Source organism: Endozoicomonas sp. ALC013 (assembly GCF_049310205.1).
Lineage (GTDB): Bacteria > Pseudomonadota > Gammaproteobacteria > Pseudomonadales > Endozoicomonadaceae > Endozoicomonas.
The window spans coordinates 1-5,555 of the sequence record NZ_JBLYNS010000217.1; the positions used below are offsets into that span (position 1 = coordinate 1).

At 44.5% G+C, this 5,555-nt stretch carries 6 protein-coding genes; 4 read left to right on the plus strand and 2 right to left on the minus strand.

Features of this window, described 5'->3' with window-relative positions; genetic code table 11:
• Positions 1–17 precede the first annotated feature (17 nt).
• Positions 18–209, plus strand: coding sequence for a hypothetical protein (locus ACO6V1_RS22095; RefSeq protein ID WP_422443869.1), 192 nt, complete (start codon positions 18–20; stop codon positions 207–209).
• A 19-nt stretch (positions 210–228) separates the two neighbouring features.
• Here the strand turns inward: ACO6V1_RS22095 and ACO6V1_RS22100 are convergent, their stop codons facing one another.
• Positions 229–1,476, minus strand: a complete 1,248-nt coding sequence (locus ACO6V1_RS22100) for a metallophosphoesterase (protein WP_422468607.1) — start codon at positions 1,474–1,476, stop codon at positions 229–231.
• Positions 1,477–1,992: 516 nt separating this feature from the next.
• Here ACO6V1_RS22100 and ACO6V1_RS22105 point away from each other — a divergent pair.
• Positions 1,993–3,279: a hypothetical protein gene (locus tag ACO6V1_RS22105; RefSeq protein ID WP_422468609.1), complete on the plus strand. Its 1,287-nt coding sequence runs from the start codon at positions 1,993–1,995 to the stop codon at positions 3,277–3,279.
• Between the two features lie 412 nt (positions 3,280–3,691).
• Complete coding sequence (locus ACO6V1_RS22110) at positions 3,692–4,069, plus strand: YgiW/YdeI family stress tolerance OB fold protein (protein WP_422468611.1); 378 nt, start codon at positions 3,692–3,694, stop codon at positions 4,067–4,069.
• Positions 4,070–4,076: 7 nt separating this feature from the next.
• Here ACO6V1_RS22110 and cysQ read toward each other — a convergent pair whose 3' ends face one another.
• Entirely contained in the window at positions 4,077–4,901 is an 825-nt protein-coding gene (cysQ, locus tag ACO6V1_RS22115; RefSeq protein ID WP_422468613.1) for a 3'(2'),5'-bisphosphate nucleotidase CysQ, read from the minus strand.
• A gap of 285 nt (positions 4,902–5,186) precedes the next feature.
• Here cysQ and ACO6V1_RS22120 point away from each other — a divergent pair.
• On the plus strand, positions 5,187–5,555 hold a 369-nt coding region (locus tag ACO6V1_RS22120), incomplete at its 3' end, for an RING finger domain-containing protein (RefSeq protein ID WP_422468615.1).

Genomic DNA, 5,555 nt, shown 5'->3' on the forward strand with positions numbered 1-5,555 from the left:
ATACAAATTTTTTCTGAATGGACACATTGCAGCACGGTGTGCCATCAGCAGCAGAGGTGGTCACTTTTGAACAGCAGGCCGATCCATTTTGGGCAGTGCCACTATTGGGCGACCTGAGCGGCGCATTATCGCGGAAAATTAATATTCAGCACCGGCTGGTTTACCAGGTACTGAAAAAAGAGAAAACCGTTAAAATCATCAGGATGTAGACACATTACGAATAACGACTTAATAAAGGGGATATACACCCTCACTCTCCAACTCGTAACTTGCGCCCTGATCACTTTTCACAATACTGACCTCAAATTGATCTTCCTCAAATCGAACCAGCATGTATTTCTGGAACACCGTTGCGCCTCCCAGAAACACAGGGAGGTGCTCACCTGGTCCGTAGAAATCCCACAGGGTGTGAAAATCAACCTGGCCTACAAAAGAGTGCAGGTGACCGGCAAAAATGGCAGAAATTTTATATCGCCGCAGGATATCTCTTATCTCATTGGTAAAACCAGATATGTGGTAGTTCAGGATAATATGTTTGCCTTCACTGCTGGCCTGATCCAGGTCATTGGCCAGCCACTCTCTGGCGGATTGGATATCAAAATAATCCCTTCGGGTCCTGGCAAAGTTCCAGCCATCCCATTGTGCCGTATAGGTTGGGTAATTATTGAGTTGAACGAAATGGATGTCACCAATATCCCAGGAATAAGCAAAGCTTTTACTGAATTTTTTTTTCAGTAATGGAAACTCGAAATAAGTCCCCGTGCTGTGATAGTCAAAACTGCGGACATTCAACGTACGCACATGATCCCGTAAATACAGCATCATTCTGGAAGCACAGTTGTTCAAAAAGCAGCCATCAACATTGTTGGAAATATCATGATTACCCAGGCCCGGATAGACGTTCATTTTTAATTCGTTGTGGTATAGCCGGTAGTAGGCATCGAACTGCCAGTCATAACCAAACGCGGTCAGGTCGCCATTGATGACGACGCCGGCCAGTTGCTCTTTACCCAGGTCATCCATTAATGCATTCAGGCTTTGCACATAATTCATATTTTCCTGCCAGGCTTTGTCCTGGTCATCACAATTTTCTTTTGATGATTGACATGACCATGGGTACTGAGGGTCTGACATAAATGCCATATAAAAATCGTGATGGTTGAACGGAATCAACCGCGCAAAGGAAAAATTGTCTTCCAGCGCTTCTGCCACATTGCCGGTAGCGTTGAAATAGGTTCTGCACATGCCACTGCCATCCGGTTCATCACAGACCTCCAGTGCCTGATCGGAGGCCAGTTGGATGGGTGTGGCCGAATCATCGGCTTCACACAGAGGCAATAGCTGTTCAGAGTAGTGTTGGAGTTCATGCAGGTTGGTGCAGTCTTGTTCTGAAGCCAGGCATTGATTCATGAACACTATGCCCAGAACGAGAGAGATCAGGCTCTTGAATGCATTCCGGATGGTAAGGTGGGGCATAATGGGCCTCATATTATTGCGAAGTGACTGCGTTATGATGTCCAAATCAATTTTAATTAACTAACACTATGAAAAGGTTAAAAATATATCGACAGATGATGGTTGGATTTGAACAAACAATGAATAGAGAAAGGTGAGGTGGATGATATCCATTATGTTTTTTGATGGTTAGCTACTTATCAGCCAGTACGAGAAAGTCAGGATTTATCAGGCTTTCTTTCAGGTTATAACTGAACTGCTGCCAACCGGGAGAGTTTGGGAACAAAATTCTAGTCCTGTTGTCCATAAAACTGATCAGTCAGTCAACATATCGCTTTTAATCTGGTCAATCACAAGAATTTCGTTTTCATTCTACGTTCAGGAGTTTACATGGCGAATTCCATCCAGCCACAAACATCTATCCAGTGCACTGCCGTCGGCGGTGCTGATCAATTATCGTTCGGCACTACACCTGCAATAGCCGGGAAGTTTGATTCCCGGCACACCACCACCTCATCTGAGCGCCTTCAACTGAAGATGCTGGGGTATTCTGAGAAGGATATTATTACTGGAGAGACGGCGCTATATGAACGGGAAATTAAACCAACTCCGGCTGATATTATCCAGGAGCTTGCCGGCAAACGCGTTGATATAACCTCCGCATTTCTCATCATCAAAGAGGCGATGGACAAGACTCGCGGCTTCCGTAATCAATCTCAAATAGTCCAAGAGGTCGTCAGGTTTGCCGAGTCACTGAAAAAAAGTCTGGACAAAAAAATTGACGAACACCTTACCTCTGCGTGGCCGGAGCAGCAAAAAGTGGCCGAGATTGTCAGCAATTGGCCAGAGTTCCTCAAGGAGTCGGCAACCTACATCCGTTATGGCTGGCCAGTTCTGGCTATTGGTTATGATCAACAGTTCTTATGTGACTTCGGGTCTGCCACAGAAGTCTGCACTCACTACCGTGAATCATACCCGGGTGCCCATCCGCGGATATTTCCTGGTCATGCAAATCTTCATTATCATAGTTTTGATCCAAACAACTATAAGAATTATTCTTCAGATGACTATCAACGCTATTTTGGTGAGTTTGCCCAACAAGTTCAGGAGTTGGTTAATAACCCTCCGGCAGATTTTCCCAAAATCGATGAATGTTCATTCCTGGAGTATCCGGTCTTTTTCCGTCTGGTCAAGGATATTTGGCTTGACGCATTATCGACTAATAAGACCGGAACCATGGAAAGGGTCAGTCATTTGATGGTGTCGTATACGAAGGTCTTACACAAAATGTCTGAATATTGTTCCAAACCCAAACACCACGACTCTCTGGATGACCAGTTAAATAGCGCCCATTCTCATAAATTGGGATATGAGGATTTGTTAGTTTTAGCCTTTCAGCTGGCTACGGCCCCTGATAAATGGGAGGAAAACTATAAAGATATTTTCCAGCAGTTGATCAGCCTTGAACTTTCAAGTGAGAAAAGCGAGCTAATGAGAGGTTATGACCAATGGACGGAGGGTCCCGTTCAGCAAATGGAGGTCAGTCATTGGGCAGAGTCAATGTTTATTCCGAAGACCATCAAAACCTTGCACTTTCTGCAAGATATTATCAACTATATTGATCAGCCATGTGAGAATTTAAGGGGTGGCCCTCGTTCGGTTGCGGATAGTTTCGAATGGAATGACAGAGACTACTTCGATGCAGATACCAGGCAGCTACTGAAACCCATCATTGCAAAAGACCTGGGGAATTTAGTTCCCCTGGAGGAAACTCAAAAGGTGCTTGATGGTTTTTTCAGCAACAAGGCCCCCAAGTTAGCATAATTATCCCGTTGCGTTCAGAAAGAACTGCACAAAAAAGGATCGAATTTACTGTAATGGTACCCCAATATTTTTAATGGGTTTTGGAATTGGATAACCACGAAGGTCAAAAAGAGCACAAAGAAATCTTTTCTTTGTGCTCTTCGTGAACGGTTTCGTCTTCGTTTGTTTAACTATTTCGATAGATAATTATTGGCTTTGAACAAACCCGGAAAGCATTTGCTATTATGAATTGGGTCTTAATTAGCATGGATCTTATTTATGATTAGCTACAGAAAAAATAGCTACAGAAAAAATAGCTAAAAAATTAAATAGCTAAGAAAATAAATAGCGTTCTTAACAGGGTTAAATGGATATTGCATCATAATCCGGCACTGCCGAATAATCATATAAGGATTGAATAGAGATAAGACTTATGACGAAAGGAAAGTTAGCAGGAGTAATCCTGTCAGGTTTTATTGCCTCGGCCTGCTCTCAGGAAACACGTTTTAATCTTGACCAGAGCGATACGTCCGAAAATCCCATGTATCACAAGCAAAGTGTTGAAGAAATTCTGAACACCTCAGACGATGAAGAACTGGTTCGGATTTCCGGTGAAATTGTTAAGAAAATCAAAGGGAAAATATATCTGTTTCGTGGTGAAACCGGTGAGATTAACGTGCTTATTGATGATTCAGTCCTGCCCGGTCAGGAGGTTAAGCTGAACTCTCCCACCATTATTAAAGGTGAGGTGGATAATCCACCCGACAGAGCCCCCAGGGTTGAGGTGGATGATATTCATTATGTCTTTTGATAGTCCCTCACGAACGCCGCGGCCAGAAATTATTCCATTGAATCGTTTTATCAGCCAGTACGAGAAAGTCTGGATTAATCAGGCTTTCTTTCAGGTTATAACTGAACCGCTGGCCATCCGGATTAAGAAACAATCCGCCTGCCCCTTCAACAACCGCCTGAACAGCCCCGGTATCCCATTCAGACGTAGGGCCAAGTCTGGGATAGATATCAGCCTGACCCTCAGCAATCAGGCAGCTTTTTAATGCACTGCCAACTTTTCTGGATATCAGGCCCGGATACACCGCTTTCAGTGCGTTAAGGTAGTGACTGGCCTGTTCTGTGCCATAACTGCGGCTGCCAAGAACGATGACTTCCTTCTGGGGAGCGAACTTTCTGGGGCGGATTTCATTGGCAGCACCATCGTTAACCTGCTTCCACGCGCCCAGACTTTTACCTCCCCAGTAAGTGGTATCCGTCGTGGGAATATGCACGATGCCAAGGAGCGGGTAGTTATTCTCAATCAGGGCAATATTGACTGAGAATTCACCATTGCGGTTGATAAACTCTTTGGTTCCATCCAGAGGGTCAATCAGCCAGTAACGCTGCCAGTTTCTTCTTTCCTGCCAGGAGGGATGATCCGACTCTTCAGAAAGCAGAGGGTATGTTACTGGCAAACCTTCCAGGCCATTAACGATGACGGCATTGGCCGCCAGATCAGCCTTGGTGACAGGCGTGGTATCCGCCTTGGTTTGTACCCCGAGATCATCCTGCTGATAGACGGCGAGAATACCTTTTCCTGCCTCTCGGGCAATGTGTACTAACTCAGGAATTAAAGTCTCAGGATTGCTCATATCTCGCACTCTGGCAAAGGTGGATCAGGCCCTGTTGGCCTGAGTTGGCCGGTTTTATCAACCCAGTAACCCGGCTTGAAGTTGTTCGCGCACCATAAACAGGGCTGCGATCACTCTTGCTTCCGTATAGTCCGGCCGGGCATACAGCGTCATTAGCTGATCAAATGAAAACGTCTCATCTAATGACTTTTTTCCCTTGAAGTCTAAGTATTCATAGGGAACCAAAACCAAATATTATTATCCAATGTTCTATTGAAAAAAATCCTTTTATGGTTCGGTTTTGATATGAATAGTGCTAACGGTCTTATTAAATGTGCAATATGTTATGACTCAATATGTTGTGACTCAACAAAATACAAAAGCATCGAGCTAATATGCGGACATGCTTTTGGTAAATCATGCATGCGGAAATGGGTGGAAAGTTCCAACCAAAAAAAATGCCCTATCTGTACAAATCAATTAACTGATAACAAGTTAAAAGAGATAAAAAATATCCCATTGCAGGAGCGTGTGGTCATTATTTCGGAAAAAACGATTAAACTTACTGGCCGAACTATTTTGGAGTTCGCCCCCGCGTTTGCTGTCTGTGGTGCTTTCTTAGGGGCTGCTTTATGGGCTGCTGTCGGGGCTGAAGACGGGGCTGTTGCCGGGGTT